The 24,037-nt window shown below is 63.0% G+C and carries 24 protein-coding genes and 2 riboswitches; of the genes, 15 read left to right on the top strand and 9 right to left on the bottom strand.

Going from position 1 to position 24,037, the window contains the following annotated elements; all coding sequences use genetic code 11:
• The first annotated feature begins 105 nt into the window (after nt 1-105).
• The 6 genes from FFI94_RS23355 (at nt 106) to FFI94_RS23330 (ending at nt 6,130) form a co-directional block, all read left to right on the top strand.
• Entirely contained in the window at nt 106-789 is a 684-nt protein-coding gene (locus FFI94_RS23355) for a hypothetical protein (RefSeq protein ID WP_138869906.1), read from the top strand.
• The gene (locus FFI94_RS23350; RefSeq protein ID WP_138869905.1) at nt 789-1,265 is read left to right on the top strand and encodes an RDD family protein; all 477 of its coding nucleotides are present in this window, start codon (nt 789-791) and stop codon (nt 1,263-1,265) included. The genes FFI94_RS23355 and FFI94_RS23350 overlap by 1 nt, the downstream gene beginning before the upstream one ends.
• On the top strand, nt 1,262-1,609 hold the full coding sequence (locus FFI94_RS23345; RefSeq protein WP_138869904.1) for a YidH family protein: 348 nt from the start codon (nt 1,262-1,264) through the stop codon (nt 1,607-1,609). Before FFI94_RS23350 ends, FFI94_RS23345 begins: the two co-directional genes overlap by 4 nt.
• Nucleotides 1,610-1,689: 80 nt before the next feature.
• Nucleotides 1,690-2,703: a glucose-6-phosphate dehydrogenase (coenzyme-F420) gene (fgd, locus tag FFI94_RS23340; RefSeq protein WP_138869903.1), complete on the top strand. Its 1,014-nt coding sequence runs from the start codon at nt 1,690-1,692 to the stop codon at nt 2,701-2,703.
• 146 nt (nt 2,704-2,849) lie between these two features.
• Nucleotides 2,850-4,934, top strand: a complete 2,085-nt coding sequence (gene pta, locus FFI94_RS23335; RefSeq protein WP_138869902.1) for a phosphate acetyltransferase — start codon at nt 2,850-2,852, stop codon at nt 4,932-4,934.
• Nucleotides 4,931-6,130 (top strand): acetate kinase, encoded by a 1,200-nt coding sequence (locus FFI94_RS23330; RefSeq protein ID WP_138869901.1) that lies wholly within the window; start codon nt 4,931-4,933, stop codon nt 6,128-6,130. Before pta ends, FFI94_RS23330 begins: the two co-directional genes overlap by 4 nt.
• Before the next feature lie 27 nt (nt 6,131-6,157).
• Here FFI94_RS23330 and FFI94_RS23325 read toward each other — a convergent pair whose 3' ends face one another.
• From FFI94_RS23325 to FFI94_RS23315, 3 genes are read right to left on the bottom strand one after another with little or no spacing between them, the layout of a single operon-like run.
• Nucleotides 6,158-8,482, bottom strand: a complete 2,325-nt coding sequence (locus tag FFI94_RS23325; protein ID WP_138869900.1) for a serine/threonine-protein kinase — start codon at nt 8,480-8,482, stop codon at nt 6,158-6,160.
• Nucleotides 8,483-8,489: 7 nt separating this feature from the next.
• Nucleotides 8,490-9,476, bottom strand: a complete 987-nt coding sequence (locus tag FFI94_RS23320; protein WP_138869899.1) for a glutamate ABC transporter substrate-binding protein — start codon at nt 9,474-9,476, stop codon at nt 8,490-8,492.
• Nucleotides 9,473-10,837 (bottom strand): hypothetical protein, encoded by a 1,365-nt coding sequence (locus FFI94_RS23315; protein ID WP_138869898.1) that lies wholly within the window; start codon nt 10,835-10,837, stop codon nt 9,473-9,475. Before FFI94_RS23315 ends, FFI94_RS23320 begins: the two co-directional genes overlap by 4 nt.
• A 164-nt stretch (nt 10,838-11,001) precedes the next feature.
• On the opposite strand from FFI94_RS23315, the gene FFI94_RS23310 reads away from it, so the two are divergent.
• On the top strand, nt 11,002-11,607 hold the full coding sequence (locus FFI94_RS23310) for an NUDIX hydrolase (protein ID WP_138869897.1): 606 nt from the start codon (nt 11,002-11,004) through the stop codon (nt 11,605-11,607).
• Nucleotides 11,608-11,707: 100 nt separating this feature from the next.
• Here FFI94_RS23310 and FFI94_RS34355 read toward each other — a convergent pair whose 3' ends face one another.
• Together FFI94_RS34355 and thiE are read right to left on the bottom strand one after the other, a co-directional pair.
• On the bottom strand, nt 11,708-11,839 hold the full coding sequence (locus FFI94_RS34355; RefSeq protein WP_260684257.1) for a hypothetical protein: 132 nt from the start codon (nt 11,837-11,839) through the stop codon (nt 11,708-11,710).
• Nucleotides 11,840-12,058: 219 nt separating this feature from the next.
• Nucleotides 12,059-12,751: a thiamine phosphate synthase gene (thiE, locus tag FFI94_RS23305; protein WP_138869896.1), complete on the bottom strand. Its 693-nt coding sequence runs from the start codon at nt 12,749-12,751 to the stop codon at nt 12,059-12,061.
• Between the two features lie 26 nt (nt 12,752-12,777).
• A riboswitch (TPP riboswitch) is annotated at nt 12,778-12,923 on the top strand.
• Here thiE and thiO point away from each other — a divergent pair.
• The 7 genes from thiO (at nt 12,924) to FFI94_RS23270 (ending at nt 19,276) form a co-directional block, all read left to right on the top strand.
• Nucleotides 12,924-14,003, top strand: a complete 1,080-nt coding sequence (thiO, locus tag FFI94_RS23300) for a glycine oxidase ThiO (protein WP_138869895.1) — start codon at nt 12,924-12,926, stop codon at nt 14,001-14,003.
• Nucleotides 14,000-14,215 (top strand): sulfur carrier protein ThiS, encoded by a 216-nt coding sequence (gene thiS / locus FFI94_RS23295; protein WP_138869894.1) that lies wholly within the window; start codon nt 14,000-14,002, stop codon nt 14,213-14,215. Before thiO ends, thiS begins: the two co-directional genes overlap by 4 nt.
• A complete protein-coding gene (locus FFI94_RS23290; protein ID WP_138869893.1) occupies nt 14,208-14,960 on the top strand; it encodes a thiazole synthase in 753 nt (250 codons plus the stop codon). Before thiS ends, FFI94_RS23290 begins: the two co-directional genes overlap by 8 nt.
• A 107-nt stretch (nt 14,961-15,067) precedes the next feature.
• A complete protein-coding gene (locus FFI94_RS23285; RefSeq protein ID WP_138869892.1) occupies nt 15,068-16,042 on the top strand; it encodes an ABC transporter ATP-binding protein in 975 nt (324 codons plus the stop codon).
• Entirely contained in the window at nt 16,042-16,812 is a 771-nt protein-coding gene (locus FFI94_RS23280) for an ABC transporter permease (protein ID WP_138869891.1), read from the top strand. The genes FFI94_RS23285 and FFI94_RS23280 overlap by 1 nt, the downstream gene beginning before the upstream one ends.
• Nucleotides 16,813-16,918: 106 nt before the next feature.
• The gene (locus FFI94_RS23275; protein ID WP_138869890.1) at nt 16,919-18,376 is read left to right on the top strand and encodes a M28 family peptidase; all 1,458 of its coding nucleotides are present in this window, start codon (nt 16,919-16,921) and stop codon (nt 18,374-18,376) included.
• Between the two features lie 42 nt (nt 18,377-18,418).
• Nucleotides 18,419-19,276, top strand: a complete 858-nt coding sequence (locus tag FFI94_RS23270; RefSeq protein WP_138869889.1) for an adenylate/guanylate cyclase domain-containing protein — start codon at nt 18,419-18,421, stop codon at nt 19,274-19,276.
• A gap of 23 nt (nt 19,277-19,299) precedes the next feature.
• Here the strand turns inward: FFI94_RS23270 and thiD are convergent, their stop codons facing one another.
• Nucleotides 19,300-20,142, bottom strand: a complete 843-nt coding sequence (gene thiD, locus FFI94_RS23265; protein WP_138869888.1) for a bifunctional hydroxymethylpyrimidine kinase/phosphomethylpyrimidine kinase — start codon at nt 20,140-20,142, stop codon at nt 19,300-19,302.
• Nucleotides 20,139-21,746 carry a phosphomethylpyrimidine synthase ThiC gene (gene thiC, locus FFI94_RS23260; protein ID WP_138869887.1) on the bottom strand — a complete coding sequence of 536 codons (1,608 nt, stop codon included), beginning with the start codon at nt 21,744-21,746 and terminating at the stop codon, nt 20,139-20,141. The genes thiD and thiC overlap by 4 nt, the downstream gene beginning before the upstream one ends.
• A riboswitch (TPP riboswitch) is annotated at nt 21,739-21,846 on the bottom strand. It overlaps the preceding gene by 8 nt.
• Nucleotides 21,847-21,996: 150 nt before the next feature.
• Here thiC and FFI94_RS23255 point away from each other — a divergent pair.
• The gene (locus FFI94_RS23255; RefSeq protein ID WP_138869886.1) at nt 21,997-22,383 is read left to right on the top strand and encodes a GNAT family N-acetyltransferase; all 387 of its coding nucleotides are present in this window, start codon (nt 21,997-21,999) and stop codon (nt 22,381-22,383) included.
• 8 nt (nt 22,384-22,391) lie between these two features.
• Here FFI94_RS23255 and FFI94_RS23250 read toward each other — a convergent pair whose 3' ends face one another.
• Together FFI94_RS23250 and FFI94_RS23245 are read right to left on the bottom strand one after the other, a co-directional pair.
• Nucleotides 22,392-23,195, bottom strand: coding sequence for an exodeoxyribonuclease III (locus FFI94_RS23250; protein ID WP_138869885.1), 804 nt, complete (start codon nt 23,193-23,195; stop codon nt 22,392-22,394).
• 16 nt (nt 23,196-23,211) lie between these two features.
• Nucleotides 23,212-24,021: an N-acetyltransferase gene (locus FFI94_RS23245; protein ID WP_138873356.1), complete on the bottom strand. Its 810-nt coding sequence runs from the start codon at nt 24,019-24,021 to the stop codon at nt 23,212-23,214.
• Nucleotides 24,022-24,037 lie beyond the last annotated feature (16 nt).

Raw genomic sequence — 24,037 nt, 5'->3', positions numbered from 1 at the left:
GTCGCAGCTTTGTCCTGGCGAATTGTGTATACCAACAGTGGCACAATGCGAAGCAGAGTAACGAATGTCCGTTATTCAGCCGGGTGAGTGGTGGAGGGCGGTCTCGTGGGTGCACAACCGGATCGACAGGCGCCCGACCTTGTACGCCTGGGCTTCGGATTGGCGTCGATCGCGCTGGCCACCGCGCGCAGAACGGCAACGGCCGCGCTGGACTCGGTTCCGCGGATTCCGATTGTCGGAGAACAACTGGATCACGCGATTGGGCAGGTGAGTGCGCTCGGCAACGACGCAATCGCGTCCACCGCCGCGTTTGCCGACACGACGTTGCGGACGGTGATCAAGGCAGTGGTAGCAGCGGCGCTGGACGAAGTCGACATCACGAAGATCGTTATCGACAACGTCGACCTCGACACTATTGCCGAAACCATCGACGTCGACAGGATCGCCGAACGAGTGTCGCTGGAGCCGATCATCGATCGCATCGACGTGGACGACATAGCGCGACGATTGGATGTCGAGGCAGTAATCAATCGGCTAGATCTCGACGGCATCGTCGATTCGGTGGACATCGAACGGCAGATCTACCGAGTCGATCTGGTGAAGATCGCGGACCAGGTCATCGAGGGCGTAGATCTGCCCCAGATCATCCGCGAGTCCACCGGGTCGTTGTCCACCGAAGCGGTGCAGGGCGCTCGCGTGCAGGGGAAGCAAGCGGACGACGCTGTGGCGGATTTTGTCGGTCGACTGTTCGGACGCGACAAGAACGACAAGATCGTGGGGCAGGAGTAGTGGCGGTATCCCAGAATTCCGGCCCGGCCGGAATTGTCACTCGCGGTATCGCCGGAGCAATCGACCTGGGCGTCGTACTTGTTCTCATGGGCAGCGGATACCTCGCCGTGGCGTTTGTGCGACTGCTGTTCTCGCCGCAGACGTTCACCTTCTCCCAGCCCGGGGTTTTCCTGTCCACCTCGGCGTTCATCACGGTCTCCACCGTGTACTTGACGGCGTGTTGGGCGACGACCGGCCGAACTGTCGGCAACGTGGTGATGGGGCTACGCGTCATCACGTCGGGGCATCGCCTCGTACGCTGGCCGCTGGCACTTCTCCGGGCCATCTCGTGTGTGCTCTTCGCCTTCGGCCTCGGCTGGGCGGTAATCGACCGGCGTCGGCGCTCGTTGCAGGACATAGTGCTGCGGACGACGGTGGTGTACGACTGGCGCCAGGATCCGGACATCGTCGTTACCCACGAAGTGGAGCACTTGTGACCGACCCCAATCGACCGGACGAACGATTTACTCTCGCCAGCGAGCGAACCTTTCTGGCGTGGATGCGAAGTTCGTTGGCGTTGTTGGCCGGTGGGATCGCGATAGTGCAGTTGGTTCCCGAATGGAGCACCGGGTGGGTGCGCACCACACTCGGACTTGTCCTGATCATGTTGGCAGCGGCGGCCGCACTCGTGGGGATGCGTCGGTGGTTGCAGGTGAAGAAAGCGCTCGAGGACGGCGCCCCGATGCCGGAACCGCACGCGCTCTGGCTGTTTGCCCTGGCCTTGGCCGCCGTTTCGGTTGTGGCCGGCGTGGCGACGATCATCACGAGCCTCGCCCGCTGATCCACGCGTAGAAGTCCGCGGGCGGCCTGGATAGTGTGCAGAGAAGTCGAATTGACATCAAAGACGAAGAGGAGCACACAGTGGCGCAGGAGCTCAAGCTCGGATACAAGGCCTCGGCGGAGCAGTTCGGGCCTCGGGAGCTGGTGGAGCTGGCAGTTCTCGCCGAACAGCACGGCATGGATTCCGTTGCGGTCAGTGATCATTTCCAGCCGTGGCGACACAACGGTGGCCACGCACCCTTCTCCCTTGCCTGGATGACGGCGGTGGGTGAGCGGACCGAGCGCGTACAGATCGGCACGTCGGTGATGACTCCGACATTCCGCTACAACCCGGCTGTCATCGCGCAGGCATTTGCGACCATGGGTTGCCTGTACCCGGGACGCATCATGCTCGGTGTGGGCAGTGGTGAGGCGCTCAACGAGATCGCCACCGGATTCCAGGGCGAATGGCCGGAGTTCAAGGAACGCTTTGCGCGGCTGCGCGAGTCGGTTCGGTTGATGCGCGAGCTGTGGCTCGGTGACCGCGTCGACTTCGAGGGCGAGTACTTCACGACTCGTGGCGCGTCGATCTACGACGTCCCCGAAGGCGGTATCCCCGTGTACATCGCCGCGGGTGGTCCGGTTGTCGCACGGTACGCCGGCCGCGCCGGTGACGGTTTCATCTGCACGTCCGGCAAGGGCATGGATCTCTACACCGAGAAGCTGCTCCCGGCAGTGGCAGAAGGCGCTGCCAAGGCAGAGCGCGACGTCGCCGAGATCGACAAGATGATCGAGATCAAGATCAGCTACGACACCGATCCGGACGCTGCACTCGAGAACACCCGTTTCTGGGCGCCGCTCTCGCTCACCCCCGAGCAGAAGCACAGCATCGAAGATCCCATCGAAATGGAAGCAGCAGCCGACGCCCTTCCCATCGAGCAGGTCGCGAAGCGCTGGATCGTCGCGTCCGATCCCGACGACGCCGTCGAACAGGTCAAGGCCTACGTCGACGCCGGACTGAACCACCTCGTGTTCCATGCACCCGGCCATGATCAGCGTCGTTTCCTCGAACTGTTCGAGCGCGATCTGGCGCCGCGGTTGCGCGCACTGGGGTGACGGACAACAACATCCTTACGGTGCCTGCCACTCGCCGCGTGGCAGGCACCGTTCGTCTGTCTCAGCGCCACCGGTGACCTGATTCTCGGTGATGGTCACCACTCGTTCGGGCAAGCTGCGTGGACGGCCACACTAGGCTGTGGGGCATGTCCAGCGCGCCTGCACCCGTGTCGAGTGTCTACATCGCTTCTCCCGAAGGTGATACCGGAAAGTCCACCATTGCATTGGGCGTGATGCAGATGTTGTGCGCGACGGTCGCTCGCGTCGGCGTCTTCCGCCCCATCGCCCGGTCGACTGCGGAGACCGACTACATCCTCGAATTGCTGTTAGAGCACACCACCGCGGAATTGTCGTACGAGGACGCTCTCGGCGTCACGTACGAGCAGGTGCACGAAGACCCGGAGGCGGCGCTCGCGGACATCGTCGCGAAGTACCACGAGGTGGCCGAGCGCAGCGATGCCGTCGTGATCATCGGCAGCGACTACACGGATATCGCGAGTCCCAGCGAGTTGGGTTTCAACGCCCGCATCGCCGCAAATCTGGGTTCCCCGGTGTTGTTGGCACTGCGGGGCGCTCGCCGCACCACTGCGGAGATAGTTCAGCTGGCCCAACTGTGTGCATCCGAATTGTCCTCGAACCACGCACATCTGCTGGCCGTGGTTGCCAATCGCTGTGACCCCGCCACACTCGACGACGTGAACGCCGCGTTGTCCGGACTGGGTGTTCCCACGTGGAGCCTGCCGGAGATTCCGCTCCTCATCTCGCCCACGATGGCCGAGTTGATGGAGGCCACCAATGGCGAATTCTATTCGGGTGATTCCGAATTGCTGCACCGCGAAGCACTGAAGGTGATGGTGGGCGGGATGACCGCCGAACATATTCTCGAGCGGCTCACCGAGGGAATGGTGGTGATCGCCCCCGGTGATCGCTCCGACGTTCTGCTGGCATTGATGAATGCACATGAAGCAGAAGGGTTTCCGTCTTTGGCCGGCATCATCATGAACGGTGGAATTACGCCGCATCCGGCGATCGCCGCCCTGATGGCCGGGCTCAAACAGCGACTGCCCATCCTGACGACAACACTCGGAACGTTCGACACCGCCAGTGCCGCAGCGCAAACGCGCGGCCGCGTCGCCGTCGGATCGCAGCGCAAGGTCGACACCGCGTTGAGTCTGATGGAACGTCATGTCGACGCCGAAACTCTGTTGGGCCGGATGGCCCTACCCATTCCGTCGGTCATGACGCCGCAGATGTTCGAGTACAAGCTGATCGACCGCGCCCGCGAAGACCGCAAGCACATCGTCCTGCCGGAAGGTGGCGACGACCGTATTCTGCGGGCCGCCGGTCGAGTTCTGCAGCGGCAGATTGCCGATCTCACCATTCTCGGCGACGAGGCGAGCGTGCGCCGACGGGCTGGTGAACTAGGCGTCGACCTCAGCGCAGCACGCATCCTGGCTCCGGCGCAATCCGAGTACACGGAACGATTTGCGCAGGAGTACACCGCGATTCGAGCCCACAAGGGCATGACGGTCGAACGGGCCCGCGAGGTGATCGCGGACATCTCGTACTTCGGAACCATGATGGTGCACTTGGGAATTGCCGACGGTATGGTCTCCGGTGCCGCGCACACCACCGCGCACACGATCCGGCCGTCGTTCGAGATCATCAAGACGGCGCCGGGTGTGTCGACGGTATCGAGCATTTTCCTGATGTGTCTGGCCGATCGGGTGCTGGCGTACGGCGATTGCGCCGTGGTCCCGGACCCCAGCGCACAGCAGTTGGCGGACATCGCTATCTCGTCCGCGCAGACTGCGAGCCAGTTCGGTATCGATCCGCGTATTGCGATGCTCTCGTACTCCACCGGGGATTCGGGCTCCGGCGCCGACGTCGACAAGGTGCGGGCCGCAACCGCTCTGGTGCGCGAGCGACGCCCGGACTTGTTGGTGGAAGGTCCCATTCAGTATGACGCCGCTGTCGAGCAGAGCGTGGCCGACAAGAAATTGCCGGATTCCCTGGTCGCAGGTAAGGCCACCGTATTCGTGTTCCCCGACCTCAACACGGGCAACAACACATACAAGGCAGTGCAACGCAGTGCCGGGGCGATTGCCGTCGGCCCTGTTCTGCAGGGGTTGAACAAACCCGTCAACGATCTCTCGCGCGGCGCGCTGGTTCAGGACATTGTCAACACAGTGGCTATCACGGCCATTCAGGCGCAGGGAGCGCAAGCATGAGCGACGGCACCGTACTGGTCATCAATTCCGGTTCCTCGTCCATCAAATTTCAACTCGTACACCCCGATACGGCGGAGTTGGTGGCACACGGACTCATCGAGCGCATCGGTGAATCGGACGGTCATATCGTCTACAACCACCGCACCGGAACCGAGAACCGCAACCTGTTCATTCCCGACCATCGCGCCGGACTGAAGATGGTTCTCGAGATTGTCGCCGAAGTGGGGCGGCCGCTGAGCGAGGCCGGCGTCATCGCTGTCGGGCACCGGGTCGTGCACGGCGGGAACGTCTTCTACGCGCCGACGCTGATCGACGATTCCGTTGTCAAGGCCATCGCCGATCTCTCGACTCTTGCGCCACTGCACAATCCGGCAAACGCGATCGGCATCGAGGTGGCGCGTGAAGAATTACCCGACGTGCCGCACGTCGCCGTGTTCGACACCGCGTTCTTCCACACTCTTCCCGCGGCCGCGTCGACGTACGCAATCGACCGGGACGTTGCCGAAGCCAACCAGATTCGGCGATACGGATTCCACGGCACGTCCCACGAATACGTATCCGGCCGGGTCGCGGAGTTCCTCGGCAAGGATCCGGCGGAGCTGAATCAGATTGTCCTGCACCTGGGCAATGGCGCGTCGGCGTCGGCGATCAAGGGTGGCAAGGCAATCGACACCACGATGGGTCTCACCCCGCTAGAGGGCCTGGTCATGGGAACTCGCAGCGGAGACATCGACCCCGGCATCATCTTGCACCTCAACCGGAACTCGGGCATGAAGGTCGACGAGATCGACGACCTTCTCAACCGCCGCTCCGGACTGAAGGGCCTCTCGGGTGTCAACGACTTCCGGGCGCTGCTCGAGCTGATCGCCGCCGGAGACGAGCACGCGAAACTCGCGTACGACGTCTACATTCACATGCTGCGAAAGTACATCGGCGCCTTCATCGTTCAACTGGGCGGCGTTGACGTCATCACCTTCACCGGTGGAGTGGGTGAGAACAACATCGACGTCCGGCGCGACAGCCTCGCCGGCCTCGGGCGCCTGGGCATCGAGGTCGACGCCGCACTCAACGAGGCGAAGAGTCGCGACGAGCGTCGGATCTCCAGCGCGGAATCTGAGGTGACCGTGCTGGTTGTTCCGACCAACGAGGAGTTGGCCATCGCGCGAGCGGCCCAGGAGTTCGTGACGGCGCGCTAGTGCCACCTGGAAATTCGCTGGTGCCTTCTAGAAATTACTGTGCGGGCGAACGCTGTTCGCGAGGTCGACCAGCGCGTAGCGATGCGTTCGAGAGACGGTGGTGCGGGCCAAGGTCCGTAGGCACAGTTCGGCGCCGGTGCGTAAACCATGCTCGGTGAAGGGCAGATCGAGGATCGGTTCGAGTTCGTCGTGGGCTCGGTTTCCCGCCTTGATCCAGTCCAGTGCCGTACCCAGCACCAGGGTCCGCATCTGTAGACAGCGCCCCTCGTCGGCCGGCAGGGCACGGACGCGTCTGGCTGCTTCTCGGAGAGTCGATTCGTCGAGGTTCGCAATCTCGGTGCTGGAGAGCATCGTCAGCACGCTGGTCATGCGGGCAACGTTGTAATGGCGTGAGCTGGTGGGGACTTCGTCCAGCGCTGTGACAGCGGCAGCGGTGTCGCCGCGTTCGGCGAGTTGGCGAGCCAAACCGAATGCCGCGCTGACGTAGTTGTGATCGGTCCGCCATACCGTGCGGTAGAACTTACTGGCGAAGCGACACCATTGATCGGGATCCTCGGAATCCCATTGTTGCAGTACCAGTTCGGCGGTTGCCGCAAGTGCAAGTTTGGGTGCAAGCTCGCCAGGCAGGGCCGTAAGAACCGATTCGAAATGGGTGAAAGCCGATTCGAATGCGCTCTGCTGCAACCCCACCAGACCGCGGTACCACTCGATCTTCCAATGATCACCGATGGTGGAATGCAGCTCGTCGAGTATCGTGTGCGCGGCATCCGGGTCACCCAGATCCAGATGCGCTTTGGCTTCGGCCAGTCTGAACTCTCCGGAAAACGCCACCTCGGTTGCCGAGGCAACTCGATCGATTCCACCTTCGCGGGCTCGGCGGAGTGCGTCGAGGGTCTGGGACGGTTCACTGTGGACGGCCGCGGCCAACAACGGCGCGCTCGGATCGGCGGGGTCGACCAACGGGATGGGAAGCGCATGCGCAACCTCGACCGGATCGAGTCCGGTATCGCGGGAAATGCCGTCGACGTACACGTCGGTCTGCGCAACCAGATCATCGGTACCGAAAGAGGTTCGCTGTCTACTGAATACGAGGGAGAGCCCCGGGTTTTCCTGCCCGCTCTGCTGAGCCAGCACTTCGCGGAGGACACCGACAAGTTGGCCGCCGATCTCGTCCGCAGACTGGAATCGCTTCTTCGGATCCGGATCGGTGGCACGCAGGAGCAGACGGTGAAAGAACTCGTACTCTCGCAGCACCGGCTCGTCGGCGGGATCGGGGAGCCCGTCGATGTAGCGACCGTGCTTGGACGGCATGTCGAGTGTGAGCACGGCCAGTGTGCGGCCGACGGTGAAGATGTCGGATGCCACGGTCGGCCCCGTCTCGATGATCTCGGGAGCCTGGTAACCCGCTGTGCCGTACAGGTATCCGTAATCCTCGATTCCCGACACGGCGCCGAGGTCGATGAGTTTCAACTGGTCCTCGGTGACCATGATGTTCTCGGGTTTGAGGTCGTTGTACGCCAGGCCGGTGGAGTGCAGATAACTCAGGGCGGGAAGGATTTCCAGGATGTACCCGATCGCCTGCTCGATCGGCATGTGCCGGCCGTCGGGGAACGTGGCGAGCACTTCTCGGAGCGATCGCCCACCGACGTATTCCATGACGATGTAGCCCATGGGGGTGCCGTCGGGGCGAGGATGCTCGACGAAGTTGAAAATCTTGACGATGCTGGGGTGCGCTACTTCTGCCAGGAACTGACGCTCCGCAACCGCGACGGCCTGAGCCTCGGAATCACCGAAGTGCAAGAGTCCCTTCAGGACTACCCATCGGTCGCTGACATTGCGGTCGATCGCAAGATAAATCCAGCCGAGTCCGCCGTGCGCTATCGGCCCCTGCACCTCGTATTGACCGGAAACCAGTTCGCCTTCTTCGAGCAATGGGCGGAAGTCGAACGTCGAACCACATTTGGGGCACACGCCGCTCTGACGTGCCGACGTACCGGCCGCTTTGCGGCCCACTGGTTCTCCGCACTTCCAACAGAAACGTTTGCGTTCGGGGACCGTCGCATCGCTCATGACCGCCGACGCCGGGTCGACGTGGGGAACCGGGGGAACTTCGACCAGTCCGCCGCCCAGACGGAGTTTGCGAGTCGAGCGCGAGCGTCGGGAACGAGTGGACCGACCTGTCGGCGTCGATACTGCGGACGGAACGGAGCCGCGCAACTGGGCGGACGTCTGTTCGGGACGGGCAGTGGCTGCGGTGAAATCCGGCTCGAATCGCGGCGCCGCCTGTGTAGCAGCATGTTCGGACTCGGCGTCGGCCGGATCCTCGTCCTTCGGGTCTCGAGATTCAGTCATGAGCGCCTCAATCCCGATATGCGGCCGGTGGGGGACCTGGAGTCGGTCCGAGCATGGTGAGCCAACGGTTGTAGAGATTGTTCCAGGTGCCGTCGGCGCGGATCCGGTCCAGGGTGCCGTTCACGAAACGGACCAGATCGGTGTTGCCGATGTTGATACCGATTCCGTACGGTTCGATGCCCAACGAACTGCCGACCATGTCGAGATACGGGTCCTGCGAGGCCAGGCCGGCGAGGATGGTGTCGTCGGTGCTGATTGCGTCGACTTGCCCTTGCTGAAGTACGACAAGGCAATCCGACCACATGGGGACCGTGACAACCGTGGCCGCCGGTTGAAGTTTCTGGATGCGGCTCAGTGACGTCGTCCCGTTCGCGACGCAGACACGTTTGTCGGCCAGATCGTCGATACCGCGAATATCGGATCCCCGTACGACCAGAATGCGTTGGAGGGCATTGAAGTATTCGCTGGAGAACTCGATTTTTTCCCGGCGTTCGCACGTGATGGACATGGTCTTGACGACGATATCAACGGTGGAATTCTGGAGTGCTTCGATCCGCTCGTTGGACGTCAGGATGCGATACTCGATCTTCTCCGGATCGCCGAGGAGATCGCGGGCAACTTCACGCGCTATGTCGACGTCGAAACCCTCGAGGCGTCCCGTCGCGGGGTCGCGGAAGCTCATGAGGTTGCTTCCGGTGTCGAGTCCGACGATGAGGCGGCCACGTTCGCGAATCTTGTCGACGCTCGGCTGCGGCGGGCGAGGATTCGCGTCGGCAGGGACCGGGCGCAGGCTGGCCGTCGGATCTCCACAGTCGGTCGGTGTTGTGGGGGTAGGGCTTGGCGCGATGGTCGCTTCGGCCGGCAGCGGCGGCTGCGTGTAGGACGTGGCAGTGGACGGCGTCAGATCCTCGTTGCGATTTCCGCCGCACGCAACCAGGAGTAACGCTGCCGCACCCACCGCAACACACGCACGCACTCTCGATCCGCCACTCACTGGTACTCCCGCAACCGTGGCCAGAATCCGACGGCGATCCCGACAACGGCAAGCACAGCCAGCATCGTCACTCCGGGGGCCGACGCCGACAACACCCGCGAGGCATGAGAGATGTCGGCGCGAAGATTCTCGCGGGAATCAACTATCGCTTGCCACAGGGATTCGTCGAGCGCACCGTACTCGGCCGCCGAATCCTCCGTACCCGATCCGACGGCGATATTCGCGGCTCCCATGAAATCTCCGACACCGAGTCGATCGGTCATCCGGCCGTGCGCAGCCACCCATTGATCGCGGGCGTCGATTGCCTGCGAGAGCACGGCGGCATCGATTCCAGCGCGTTGATCACTCTGCAACTGACGGAGAATGTCGTCGACGTTGTTCACCTTGTTGACGAAGATGGTGCTGTCGTCTCCATCGGAATCGCGCTGGGCCAAACTCAGGGTCTCCACGGTTCGCGCTTGCTGGGCCATGATGCGGGCCTCGGTCAACTCGTGCAGTGGGCCTGCTCCCGCGTCGAGTGCGCGGGTGGTGGACATCGCCGAGATCACCCCGACTGTCAACAGCCAGATCAGCGCCGCGGCAACAGATATCGAGGCGAGGATCAACCCGAGGTTGAAGCGTCGACGGCTGTGTTGCGCGATGCGGATCTGAACCGCGATCAGCATGGACAGTGCCAGTGCAAACGCGATGATCGGCCACCACGGTGGGCGGACGAAATCATTCTGCACCTGGGTGACTTGCGCTTCCTGTGCCGAATGCAGGTGCTGAGCGGTGGGCAGCAGCGATGTCTGCATCAGATTCGACGCCTCACCGAGATACGCGGCGCCGACGGGGTTTCCGACGCGATTGTTGGCGCGCGCAGTCTCGACGAGTCCGGTGTACACAGTGAGGTCGGTCGAGATGGAGGTGAGGGCGGCTTGGCCCGCCATGTCCAGAGTGTCGAGCCCGGCGGACGCGTTCACTATTTCCGCCGACGCCTCGCCGATCGATTGGGTGTAGCGGTCACGCACCGCCGGCGGCTCCAGCCCACCCCAGATGAACGCGGTGGCTGCGGCCGCGTCGGCTACCGACAGAGCGCTGTAGAGATTTTGAGCGGAGTTGGCGAGAGGTTCGGTTTCCGTCAGAACGCTGCCCAGACGCGCTTGGCGATTCTCGATGGTCGCGGCGGCCAGGAATCCCGCTGCCACCGTGAGAAGGATCAGGACGATCCCGATAGCGGTGAGCCGCCCGGGCGTCGACGTCATGAAACCGCGAAGTTCGCTCTCGATCAGCGGCCTCGCAGCGGCTGTATCCACCGGGTTGTCGCGAAGCGTCTCGGGAGCGGTGCGAGGCTCGAGGGAAGGTGTCACACGGCTGACCATCGAACATCTCTCCCTCTCTGCACTCGAGCCGGCGGATCGCTGGATTGCGGCCTCTTCGCGAGCATATAAGTATGGTCCGCACCGAGGGCAGATTGAACGGGTTAGTGTGGGTCAGGATAGTGGCGAATAGGCAGTGGGCCTTCAAAGGCAGGGCGAGGTAGTCGATGCGTGGTGACGGTGACGGTTGGTCGGTCGGATCGGACGGAACTCGGCATTGGGGGCGTCATGGCGCCGCCGGATTGTTGTTGCGTGCCCCTGACATAGACGGAACTCCGATGGTGCTGCTTCAGCATCGCGCGGCGTGGAGCCATCAGGGCGGAACGTGGGCTTTGCCGGGCGGAGCGCGTGATTCGCACGAAAGTACGACGCATGCAGCCGTCCGGGAAGCGCACGAAGAAGCCGGAATCGACTCGTCGGCCGTACGCGTGCGGGGTGACGTGGTCACCATGCGCGCTGACAGTGGATGGACGTATACGACGGTCGTTGCCGACGTCGAGAGTCCACTGGAGACAGTCGCGAATGGTGAGAGCACCGAACTGCGATGGGTTCGTGAGGACGACGTCGAGAGCTTGCCGCTACATCCGGGATTTCATTCGGCCTGGCCGAGTTTGCGAACGTCCGTTGTTACGAGCGACGCGGAAAACGACGGCGGCGGAGCCCGGACGGTCGTTTTGCCCGGCGGCGGTTTCGGTTGGACTCCTGGGGACGCGGATTCCGTGCAGTCGGGGTCTACCCAGGACAGATCGGAAAGTTCACGTGCTCAGGCATAAGACAGCTCAGGCATAAGACAGCACACAAAAGGGTCGGACTCGCTTCATGTGAGTCCGACCCTTTTGGCTGGTGTTTCGGCGCAAGGGGCCGAAACGGCGCTCAGCTGAGCGAGTTCAGCGCGGTGATGAAGGAAACGGCGGTGATGCCGAGCTTGAGCAGTTCGCTGATCTTGCCGAGGTTCAGATCCTCGAGCGATTCGGTGCTCAGCGAGGCGGTGTCGAACGATCCCATGAAAACTCCTACGTCGAATTGTTAACTGGGGATAAGCTATATCAGAAGACTGATTGGTCGGGATCCAACGGACAATTCTGTGGTGAAAATCACAGTTCGGCATCTTTTTGGACGTTGATCGGACAAATGCGCAGCCTATTTCTTGTCGGTCCGCACAGGCTGGGCTGTGAACAATCACAGTGCAAGCGGTGCGGGACCAAAGGCTGAGCTGAGAGGTAACTAGGTCGCGAGTAGGTCGGCCAGTCGACGAGCGGCAGCCTGTGGATCAGCTGCCTCGGTGATGGCTCGAACAACGACGATCCGGGTAGCTCCCGCTGCCAGGACTTCCGGAACCCGAGCCTCGTCGATACCGCCGATCGCGAACCAGGGACGCGTCGGCGTTGCATCAGCAGTGGAGCGCACCAGATCCAGGCCGGCAGCACTGCGGTTCGGCTTGGTCGGTGTTGCCCAGACCGGTCCGGTACAGAAGTAGTCGACGCCCTCTTCGATCGCAGCCAGGCTGGCCTGAGCGCGTGAACTCGTGGAACGGCCGATGACGACGTCGTCGCCGACAACTGTCCGCGCGTAGGGGACGGGGATGTCGTTCTGGCCCAGATGCAACACGTCGGCGCCCGACGCCATTGCCAGGTCAGCGCGGTCGTTCACGGCAAGGAGTGCGCCGTGACGTCTCGCGGCGGCCGAGAGAACCCCGAGCGCGATCAGTTCGTCCTTGGCTTCGAGCGGCCCGAATTCGCGCTCACCCGCGGAACCCTTGTCCCGGAGTTGAATGATGTCGACACCACCCGACAACGCGGCCTCCGCGAACTGTGCGAGGTCGCCTTTGTCGCGACGTGCGTCGGTGCACAGGTACAGCCGTGCTGCTGCCAGGCGCTCGCGCCGGTCGAAGAGGTTACTGGGATGTGTGGGGTGCACGAAGCAAACGGTAGCCTCTAGGAAGCAAGGTTCGACACGGGAGTCCCGAAACTGCGCCGTCGCATTTGTCGCGAAGGCAAAGTTCGTGGGGCTGAGAGGGGATCGCGACAAGATCCCGACCGTCAGACCTGACCCGGATCATGCCGGCGCAGGAAGAAAAGGTGGAATTGTCATGAGCACGCACGCACGCTCGGTTGCGGTGATCGGCGGGGGAGTCATCGGACTGTCCATTGCCTGGTACGCAGCGCGCGACGGATGGGCAGTACAGCTGTACGACCCGGCGATCGGAACCGGCGCCTCCTGGGTCGCTGGTGGAATGCTTGCCCCGTTGTCCGAAGGATGGCCGGGCGAGGAAACAGCGTTGACTGTCGGCGCGGCCTCGTTGGCGCGGTGGCCGGAGTTCGGCGCCGATCTCCAGAAATTCGGACCGTCGGTGTTCACCACCGACAGTTCACTCACCGTCGCTCTCGACAGCGCCGACGCCCAAGACCTGGCGACTATCGCAGAGTGGGTCAGCGCGCAGGGACACGAATTGGAGATCCTCGGCCGAGCGCAGATCCGTGAACTCGAACCGATGCTCGGCCGCGGAATTCGCTCGGGCCTCATGGCCGTCGGTGAATCCGCCGTCGACAATCGTGTGTTGTTGGCCGCGCTGCAGGCGGCTTGCATGGCGTCGGGCGTCGAATTGATCAACCGCGCCGTGCACGATCTCGCAGAACTCGACACCGACCAGATCGTGCTGAGCGCAGGAATCGCCTCACCGAAGCTGTGGCCGGGACTACCCGTGCGGCCGGTCAAAGGTGAGATCCTGCGTTTGCGCAGCCGGCCGGGAGTGACGCCCGCGCCCAGTCGAACCATCCGAGGTAGCGTCCACGGCCGACCCGCGTACCTCGTGCCGCGCGGCGACGGAATCGTGGTCGGTGCAACACAATACGAATCCGGCGAGGACACGCAGGTCACCATGGCCGGTGTGCGAGATCTGATCAACGACGCCGAAGCCCTGATGCCGGCGATCGGTGAATACGAACTCTACGAGTGCGCGGCCGGTTTGCGTCCGATGACGCCGGACAACCTGCCGCTGATCGGGCGGGTCTCGGAGCGAGTTGTCATCTCCACCGGGCACGGCCGCAACGGCGTGCTCCTGACTCCGGTCACGGCAGACGCAACACTCGCGTTGTTGAACGGCACATCATTGGTCGAGGTCAAAGGAACCGAACCCGAGCGGTTCGCAGCAGTGAAGGAAAATTCATGAGTGAGCAGGTCCCGATCGGGATCACCGTCAATGGCGAGGAACTCGAATTCGATCGAGCCGTCACGGTGACCGAACTTCTGACGCACCTCGAACTGCCCAGCAAGGGAATTGCCGTCGCCGTCGACGGTGCGCTGTTCCCGCGCGGGCGCTGGGACGAATCCGTCGCGCGTGGCTGGGAAATCGAGATCCTCACGGCGGTGCAGGGTGGCTGAACACGATCTCCTGACTATCGCGGGCCGCACCTTCGGCTCCCGGCTCATCACCGGCACCGGCGGCGCTGCGAACCTCGCTGTTCTCGAAGAGGCTCTGGTCGCGTCCGGTACCGAACTGACCACGGTCGCGATGCGACGCGTCGACGCTGCCGGCGGCACCGGCGTGCTGGATCTGCTGGGGCGCCTCGGAATCGAGCCACTGCCGAACACAGCCGGCTGCCGCGGCGCGGCCGAAGCAGTGTTGACGGCGCAGTTGGCACGTGAGGCGCTCGAGACCAGCTGGGTGAAACTCGAAGTCATCGCCGACGAGCGAACCCTGCTTCCCGACGCCATCGAACTCGTCTCCGCCGCAGAACAATTGGTGGACGACGGATTCACGGTGCTGCCCTATACGACGGACGATCCGGTTCTGGCACTTCGGCTCGAAGAGGTCGGTTGCGCTGCGGTCATGCCGCTCGGTTCACCCATCGGGACCGGACTGGGCATCGCGAATCCGCACAATATCGAGATGATCGTCGAGCGCGCCGGTGTGCCGGTCATCCTCGACGCCGGAATCGGAACGGCCAGCGATGCAACACTGGCGATGGAACTGGGCTGCGACGCGGTGCTTCTCGCAACCGCGGTCACCCGGGCCAAGAATCCCGCGCTCATGGCGTCGGCGATGCGCCATGCCGTCGTCGCCGGTTTCGAGGCCAGGCACGCCGGCCGGATCCCGAAACGATTCTGGGCGCAGGCGTCCTCCTAGGGGTTCCCTCGGGGTGGTACCCGGGGTCGTTGTCCTACCTGGGTACCACGTCGAACTAGACCTGCGGCTGATGTGCGGGCGGGGTCGGATCAGGCAAAGTTCTCCTCATGATTGAACTGAGGGGACTGACCAAGGTTTACGGACCGACCAAAGCTGTGGACGATCTGACGTTCACCGTCCGTCCCGGCATCGTCACGGGGTTCCTCGGACCCAACGGCGCCGGCAAGTCGACGACGATGCGGATGATCCTGGGGCTGGATCGCCCGACGTCCGGTGAGGCGCTGATCGAAGGCAAGTCGTACCGCGAGCTGAAGGAACCGCTGCGTACCGTCGGTGCGCTGCTGGACGCGAAGTGGGTTCATCCGAACCGCAGCGCCCGGGCGCATCTGCAGTGGATGGCTGCATCGAACGGGATTCCGAAGTCTCGGGTGGACGAGGTTCTCGGCCTGGTGGGACTGTCCGAGGTTGCCGGCAAGAAGGCCGGCGGATTCTCGCTCGGTATGTCGCAGCGACTCGGCCTGGCCGGTGCGCTCCTGGGCGACCCGAAGGTGCTCCTGTTCGACGAGCCGGTCAACGGTCTCGATCCGGAGGGCATCGTCTGGATTCGTAAGTTCATGCAGCGATTGGCCGCCGAGGGCCGCACGGTTCTCGTGTCGAGCCACCTTCTCTCCGAGATGGCGCTCACCGCGGAGCAGTTGGTTGTCATCGGCCGAGGCCGACTGATCTCGGATTCGACTGTCGCCGAGTTCGTCGATCGCTCGTCGGAGTCGACGGTTCGGGTGCGTAGTCCTCAGCTCGATGCTCTTCGGAGCACACTGATTTCACAGGGGCTGACGGTTCGTGAAGACGGCTCGGGAGTTGTCCCGGCGTTGGTGGTTGTCGATTCCACCACCGAAGTTGTGGGTGACTTGGCAGGGTCGCACGGAATTGTGTTGCACGAGTTGGCTTCTCAGCGTGGTTCGCTCGAGGACGCCTTCATGAAGCTCACCGGCGACGATGTCCAGTACCACGCGACCGGGGTCACCGGTCCTGCTGTCGCCCAACCGAATGCTCATCAGAATGCCATGGGAGGTGCACTGTAATGACTGTTCTCAGTGCTGAACGCATCAAGATCACTACAACCAAATCGCCACTGTGGTGCTCGGTCATCATCGTTGTTCTCGGGCTCGGATTTGCCGCCATCATGGGTACGGTAGCCAAATCTGCTCTGACGTCGACCGACATTCAGGGTGCCCCCGATCTCGACGTCTCAGTGGCCACCGCCGGTATCTCGGGATTCGGCATGATGGTTCTGATGATCATGGCCGCTCTGGCGATCACGAGTGAGTACCGCTTCGGGACCATTCGCACCACGTTCCAGGCCGTCCCGAACCGGGCTTCCGTTCTCATGGCAAAGGCCGGTCTGATCGGTGTCTTCGGCGCTGTCTTGACCTTTGTCCTCGCATTCGGTGCCTTCGCAATGGCCAAGGCCTTTGCCGGCACCGACGCCAGCGTCGGGCTGACCCTGTCGAGTGACAGCGACTGGCGTGCCATTTACGGCCTTTCGATCATCTCGTTCTTCAGCGTGATTCTGGCCGTGGCCGTCGGTGCGATCATTCGCCAGTCGGCCGGTGCGATCGCACTGCTGCTGCTGTGGCCGCTGCTCATCGAGAGCCTCTTCGGTCTGTTCGGCAGTGTGGGCGAGAAGATCACCCCGTTCCTGCCGTTCGCGAATGCGAACCACTTCATGAGTTCGACTGAGTCGAGTATCGATTTCCATTGGGGACCGTGGGGAAGCCTGATCTACTTCGCCGCTTTCGTGCTGGTCATCTTCGGTGTCAGCGTTGTCCTTGTGAATCGTCGAGACGCCTGACCCTGTGCTCCTCTGACGCTGACACTGTGCGCCTTTGTTAACCGCCCGCGGTTAACAAAGGCGCACAGCAGTTTCCTTATCGGCCCGCGCGGTTACTCTTTCGCGCATGAGACTCCATCACGCGTTGGCAATCGGCGTAGCCGGGGTTCTGGTGCTTGGTGGATGTTCGGCCGGGGCCAGGCCTGCAGATACTGCACTGATCGAACCGCAAGCCTTCTCGGAGAGCGTCACCGCCGACGCTGTGATGGGCCATCTCGAGCAATTCGGCAAGATCGCAGCTGCCAACGGGGGTACCCGGTCTACCGAAACCCCGGGGTACGACGCCAGCGTCGACTACGTGGCAAACCTGCTCGAAGACAAGGGCTTCGATGTGGAAACCCCGGAGTTCGAGTTCAGTTCCTTCGATCCGGGAACCGAGTCGTTGACCACGGTCGACGGAATGAACCTTCCCGTTCGGGCTTTGACCTACTCGACGTCCACGGGACCGGACGGGATCACCGCACCCGTCGTGTCGGTACCCGCAGACGAGACGCCGGGTTGTGAAGCTTCCGACTACGACGGCCTCGATGCTGCGGGCGCGATCGTCCTGGTTACCCGCGGGGTCTGCCAGTTCGGCGCCAAGCAAACTATCGCCGCAGATCAGGGCGCTGCTGCACTGTTAGTCGTCAACAACGAAGATGCGATGTTGGACGGCGGAACCTTGGGCGATCCGGATATCGCGCGAATTCCCACGGGAGGCATCAGCTTGTCGTCGGGACAGCAGCTTGCCTCCGCCGGCGGCGTCGTCACACTGGTGCTGGACACGGTCACGACCACAACACGCTCGCGCAACGTTATCGCGCAAACGAAGACCGGATCGACCAGCGACGTGGTCATGGTCGGCGCTCATCTCGACAGCGTTCCCGAGGGGCCGGGTATCAACGACAACGGCAGCGGTAGCGCGGCAATTCTGGAGACGGCGCTGCAACTGGGGAGTTCGCCGGACATCACCAACGCGGTGCGGTTTGCGTTCTGGGGTGCCGAGGAATTGGGCCTTGTCGGCTCGACAGAGTACGTTGCCGGGCTCAGTCCGGAAGAACAGGCAGCCATCGCGTTGTACCTGAATTTCGACATGCTCGGCTCACCCAACCCCGGATATCTGGTCTACGACGGCGACAATTCGGATGGTCTCGGAGAAGGTCCGGGACCGGAAGGCTCGGTCGGCATCGAACGCACGTTTGTCGACTTCCTTGCCGGTCGGGGAATCGTGACAGACGGAACCGACTTCGACGGACGATCGGACTACGGCCCGTTCATCGAGATCGGGATTCCAGCCGGCGGCGTGTTCAGTGGCGCCGAGGAACTGAAATCCGTCGAACAAGCTTTGAAGTGGGGCGGCGAGCCCGGAGTGAGTTTCGATCCGAACTATCACACCGCGCTGGACGATCTTGCGAACATCGATCAGAGCGCACTGGCCGCGAATTCCGCCGCAGTGGCATTTGCGGTGGCAACGTATGCGCAGGATCTCGGGGGCGTCAACGGAGTTCCGGTAGGTGAAGCCAGAACCTCGGCTCGGACCAAATGAACATGCGGCGCGCGGTCCGCAGCTCTGGGTTACTCTCGAGTAATGAGCGATCCGATCCCGAGTGAAGTACCCGGTGACGTGCGCGATGCCGCTCCGGTTGGCGTCCGCTCGGTCATTGGATCCGTGCTCAACACTGCGTCGGATCTGAACGGACATCAGCAACTCATCGACGCACTACGACGCATCCGGCGGTTGCTTCCGGGTGACCCGGGGTTCGGCGACCCGCTCTCCCTGTCCGGGCCGGGCGGCGCACGCGCGGTGGCCCGTGTCGCTGATCGTTTTCTCGACCACAAACCGGCCGCTACCAGGGAAATGAGCCTCGGCGCTCTACAGGTGTGGCAGGCGGCCCTCAAGAAGATGGGCCGCGGCCGCGGCGATCAGGAACTGACTATCGTCTTCACCGACCTCGTCGGTTTCTCCACGTGGTCACTCCACGCCGGCGACGGGGCCACGCTCGCGCTTCTGCGGGCAGTCGCGCAAGCGGTCGAAACGCCCATCACGGATCGGTACGGTCACGTGGTGAAACGAATGGGCGACGGACTCATGGCGGTGTTCACCAGTCCAGATGCCGCAGTGGCCGCCGTCTTTGCGGCGCAGGACGCCATTGCCCAGGTCAACCTCGACGGCTATCGGCCCAAAATGCGGGTCGGACTCCACACCGGAACACCCCGGCAACTGGGCGACGACTGGTTGGGCGTCGACGTGACCATCGCCGCCCGCATGATGGGATTGGGCGGCGACGGCAACGTCATGATGTCTGCGGCAACTCTCGAAGAACTTGCGCCGGGAACCCTCGAAGAGCTGAACCTGGAGATCCGGCCGTGGCGCCGCGGCTTCTTTGCGACGACGCCCAACGGAGTGCCGCAGGATCTGGGTATCTGGCGCGTGTGGAAGGCGTAGTTTTCTAGACTTCCAGCGTTCTTCTAGACTTCCAGCCGCCACAACGGTGACACGGGACCGTGACCGGCTCCGAGGTCGTACGACGCCTCGAGGCACTTGGTCACCCATTCCTTGCCGAAGGCGACGGCGTCGGGAACCGAATAACCATGCGCGAGTGCGCACGTGATGGCTGCGGCCAGGGTGTCGCCACCGCCGTGGTCGTTGCCGGTCTGGATGCGGGGACTGCTGAACTCGAGGAAAGTATCGCCGTCGAAGAGCAGGTCCGTGCTCATGTCCGAGGTACGCAGATGTCCGCCCTTCACGATGGACCACTGAGCGCCCAGGCCGTGCAGTGCCTCGGCGGCGCGGCGGGCAGTGGCGTCGTCCTGCACGTCGATTCCGGTGATCAACCGGATTTCGTCGAGGTTCGGTGTCACAACAGTTGCGGCCGGGATGAGGACGTTGCGGACGGCGTCGAGCGCTTCGGCGTGCAGGAGCGGATCTCCGTGCATCGACGCGCAGACCGGGTCGACAACAAGCGGGATCGGCCGGTCGCGGCCGATCCCCACCTCTGCGGCAACGGCGGCTACCGCTTCGATGATCGTTGTCGACGCCAGCATGCCGGTCTTGGCGGCGCCGATGCCGATATCCGAGACCACGGTCCGCACCTGATCGGCGACTACCTGCGGCGGAATCTCGTGGAAACCGCTGACGCCCACCGAATTCTGCACGGTGACGGCCGCAACGGCCACGCAGGCGTGCACGCCGCACATTGCCATCGTTCGGGAGTCGGCTTGAATGCCGGCGCCGCCGCCGGAATCGGTTCCGGCGATGGTGAGGGCACGAATCGGCGTCTGGCCGGAGGGTGTCAGGGGAAGCAGGTTCACGACGACGAGCCTACCGATCGGACCTGGGGAAACGGCAGTTCGGTCCGGGTAGGTTCGGTTTCCTGGAGATCCGCGTACGCACGCACGTCCGCCGAGATGCGCATCGAGCAGAACTTCGGACCGCACATCGAACAGAAATGGGCGGTTTTGGCGGGCTCGGCCGGAAGCGTTTCGTCGTGGAATTCTCGTGCCGTATCCGGATCGAGTGACAACGCGAACTGATCGCGCCAACGAAACTCGAAGCGCGCCTTGGACAGTGCGTCGTCCCGGGCCTGGGCATGGGGGTGTCCCTTGGCGAGGTCTGCTGCGTGCGCGGCAATCTTGTACGTGATCACTCCGGTTTTCACGTCGTCGCGGTTGGGCAGGCCGAGGTGTTCCTTGGGTGTGACGTAACAGAGTATCGCGGTTCCGGCCCGCGCGATCATCGCCGCTCCGATAGCCGACGTTATGTGATCGTAGGCAGGCGCGATGTCCGTCGCCAGCGGTCCGAGCGTGTAGAACGGTGCCTCGTCGCACAGTTCTTCCTCGAGGCGGACATTCTCTTCGATCTTGTCCATGGGGACGTGTCCCGGACCCTCGATCATGACCTGGACGCCAGCGGCTTTCGCGATCTGGGTGAGCTCACCCAGCGTGCGCAACTCCGCGAATTGCGCAGCGTCGTTTGCGTCGGCAATCGAACCGGGTCGAAGGCCGTCCCCGAGCGAGAACGTGACGTCGTAACGCCGCAGAATCTCGCACAGTTCCTCGAAGTGGGTGTACAGGAACGACTCCTGACGATGGTGCATGCACCACGCAGCCATGATCGCGCCGCCGCGGGAGACGATTCCCGTCACTCGGTCAGCGGTCAGAGCGATGTAGCCGATTCGCACACCTGCATGGACGGTCATATAGTCCACACCCTGCTCACACTGTTCGATTACCGTGTCGCGGTAAATCTCCCACGTCAGGGCCGTGGGGTCGCCGTTGACTTTCTCGAGCGCCTGATAGATCGGAACAGTGCCAACGGGAACGGGTGAGTTCCGCAGAATCCACTCACGGGTGAGATGGATGTCCTTGCCCGTCGAGAGATCCATGATGGTGTCGGCGCCCCACCGGATTGCCCACACCATCTTCTCGACTTCCTCTGCCACAGAGGATGTTACGGCGGAGTTTCCGATGTTGGCATTGATCTTGACGGCAAACTTCTTGCCGATGATCATCGGTTCCAGTTCGCCGTGGTGATGGTTGGCCGGGATCACCGCCCGGCCTCTGGCCACCTCGGAACGGACGAGTTCTGCGGAAACATCCTCTCGGGCAGCGCAATACCGCATCTCCGGGGTGATCACGCCGGCTCTGGCACATTCCAGCTGAGTCGAACTCGAACTCCGCTCCCACGTGTCACGCGTTCTGGGGAGGCCGCCGTCGAGGTCGATCTCGACGGTCGTGTCGGTGTACGGACCTGACGTGTCGTACAGGTCAAGATGCTCACCAGTGGTGAGGGTGACGCGTCGAAGTGGAATCCGTAGCGAATCCGATTCGAGATAGTGCTTGCTGCTGCCCTCGATCGGGCCGGTAGTCACAGCTGCGATACCTTCGGCAGCCTTGTCGACAGACTTCTCGTGCATTAATGCGCTCCCTACGCCGGCATTACCCGGTCAGGTTCATCCGGTCGACGGCCCTAGCCGTCCTCTCAGCCCGCTGGTGCGAGCCCCCGTGGTGGTCGTGTGAAATTGTGTGCGCGCTGTCACAACGGCACCGCGCGACTCTATCTCAGTGCCGAAATAAACTCTCGGTGCCATTGCGGTCGTGTCACTCTCGGTGCAAAAATTGGGCGAACCCGGGACAGCGTCGTCGGTAACTGTTTCTATAAGTGGCATGGATCACAGTTTGGGTACCGTGCGTGCAGCAGTGGAGGTTTCCACCATGAACAACTCCGCCATGAACAACACCGACATCACGCTGGTCGACAACCCGTCACATGAACGGTTCGAATTACTCGCAGGCGACGAACTGGTCGGCATCCTCGGGTATCGGGACGAAGACGAGATCCTCGGATACGGCGCCGACGCCGGCGACGTGGTCGCGTACATGCACACCGTCGTCAAGGAAGAGTACGGCGGCCAGGGAATGGCAGCCGTACTCGTGCAGTTCTCGATGGACTGCGCCCGCGAACGTGAGTGGTCGGTGCGCCCGGTGTGCTCGTACGTGCAGCGATACCTCGGCGAGCATCCCGAATACCTCGATCTGCTCGTCGAGGACTGACCGCTTTTTCAGGAACCCAGCTGCGCGATGACAGGGGCGTGATCGCTGGCGCCCTTGCCTTTACGCTCGTTCCGATCGATCTCTGCCGACTCGACCCGCGCTGCGAATGCGGGTGAGCCGAGAATGAAGTCGATGCGCATTCCCTGCTTCTTGGGGAAACGGAGCTGCGTGTAGTCCCAGTACGTGTACACGCCGGGACCGGGAGTGTGGGGGCGGACGACGTCCGTGAAACCGGACGAGATGAAGGCGTCGAAGGCAGCGCGTTCGGCCGGCGACGTGTGAGTCTTGCCCTCGAAGACAGCGGGATCCCAGACGTCCTCGTCGGTGGGTGCGACATTCCAGTCGCCGACGAGGGCGATCTGCTCGTCCGGATTCTGCTTCAGCCAACCTTCGGCGTCGTCGCGGAGCTTGGCGAGCCAGTCCAACTTGTATGCGTAATGGGGATCGTCGAGTTCACGGCCGTTGGGAACGTACAGGCTCCACACCCGCACCCCGCCGCACGTCGCGCCGATCGCGCGGGCCTCGCGCACCTGCTCCGCTTCGGGGTCCTTGGTGAAGCCCGGCTGATCCTCGAAGCCGATCTGCACGTCGTCGAGACCGACACGAGAGGCGATGGCAACGCCGTTCCACTGACTGAGTCCGACGTGAGCGACCTTGTAGCCGATCTCTTCGAAACGTTCGTACGGGAACTGCTCGTCCTTGCACTTGGTTTCCTGCATCGCCAGGACGTCGACGTCGGATCGGTCGAGCCAATCGATGATCCGGTCGGTACGGGCACGGACGGAGTTGACGTTCCAGGTAGCTATGCGCACGCGGGCAAGCCTAGCGTCAGGCACCGACAGGCGCGGTGGCGTACCGGTAGCGATGATGCTCGACGAAGCCGAGTGAGCGTGCCGTAGCGACCGCCGCCGTGTTGTCTTCGGGAACGGCCAGGTAGGCATGGGTTGCGCCCTGAGTTCGGCTCCACCCGAGTAGGTCCGTGCAGATCAGAGTGCCGATTCCGTGCCGTCGGTGCGCATCTGCCACCTCGAGATCGAGCAGGCCGGCCCACCGTCGGCCGTCGGGGGCGTCGCTGACGGCGGCTCGCACCGAAGCCAGGATCATCGTGTCGGCGCTGCCGATCGTTCCGATCGCCACGCGCGAGAGGGTGTCCCCGGCGTGAGCGTCGTCGATGGTGGTCGTGAATTGTGGCGGCGTCGGGGCGACGTTGTCGAGATCGGCGGCAAACATGATGCCCTCGCCGCCGGAAATCCAGGTCGACGGCGCAATTCCGAGGCGGTCGGGCAGCATCAGCGTGGTCGGACGTCCCCGATCGGCGAACCACGAACGGATGGCGCTCAGCGTTTCCGGAGTTCGTGAAGCACTGCCACCGGGTTCACCGAGGGGGAGCGCGGAGTCCGTGTCATGTGGTGAGTGCCCGATGCGCAGCAGCCAACCGTCGATCCGGGCCTGCTCGGTTCCCGGTGAACCGGCGGCAGCCGCGATCTCGAGATTGCGGATGTCGCCCACTCGAATAGGGCGCGCAGCAAGAACTTTGAGTGCGATCACCTGATCCGCCGATACGGTGACGACCCGCCCGTCGTTGCCGCGGACCGTGATCGGGTCCGCGGATTCGAGGGTGCCGATCACATCGGTCATCGGATGCGAGTAACCG

The sequence above is a fragment of the Rhodococcus sp. KBS0724 genome (assembly GCF_005938745.2).
In the GTDB taxonomy this organism is placed as follows: domain Bacteria; phylum Actinomycetota; class Actinomycetes; order Mycobacteriales; family Mycobacteriaceae; genus Rhodococcus_F.
The sequence above is the reverse complement of the archived record's forward strand: the minus strand, read 5'-3'. Positions and strand labels throughout refer to the sequence as shown.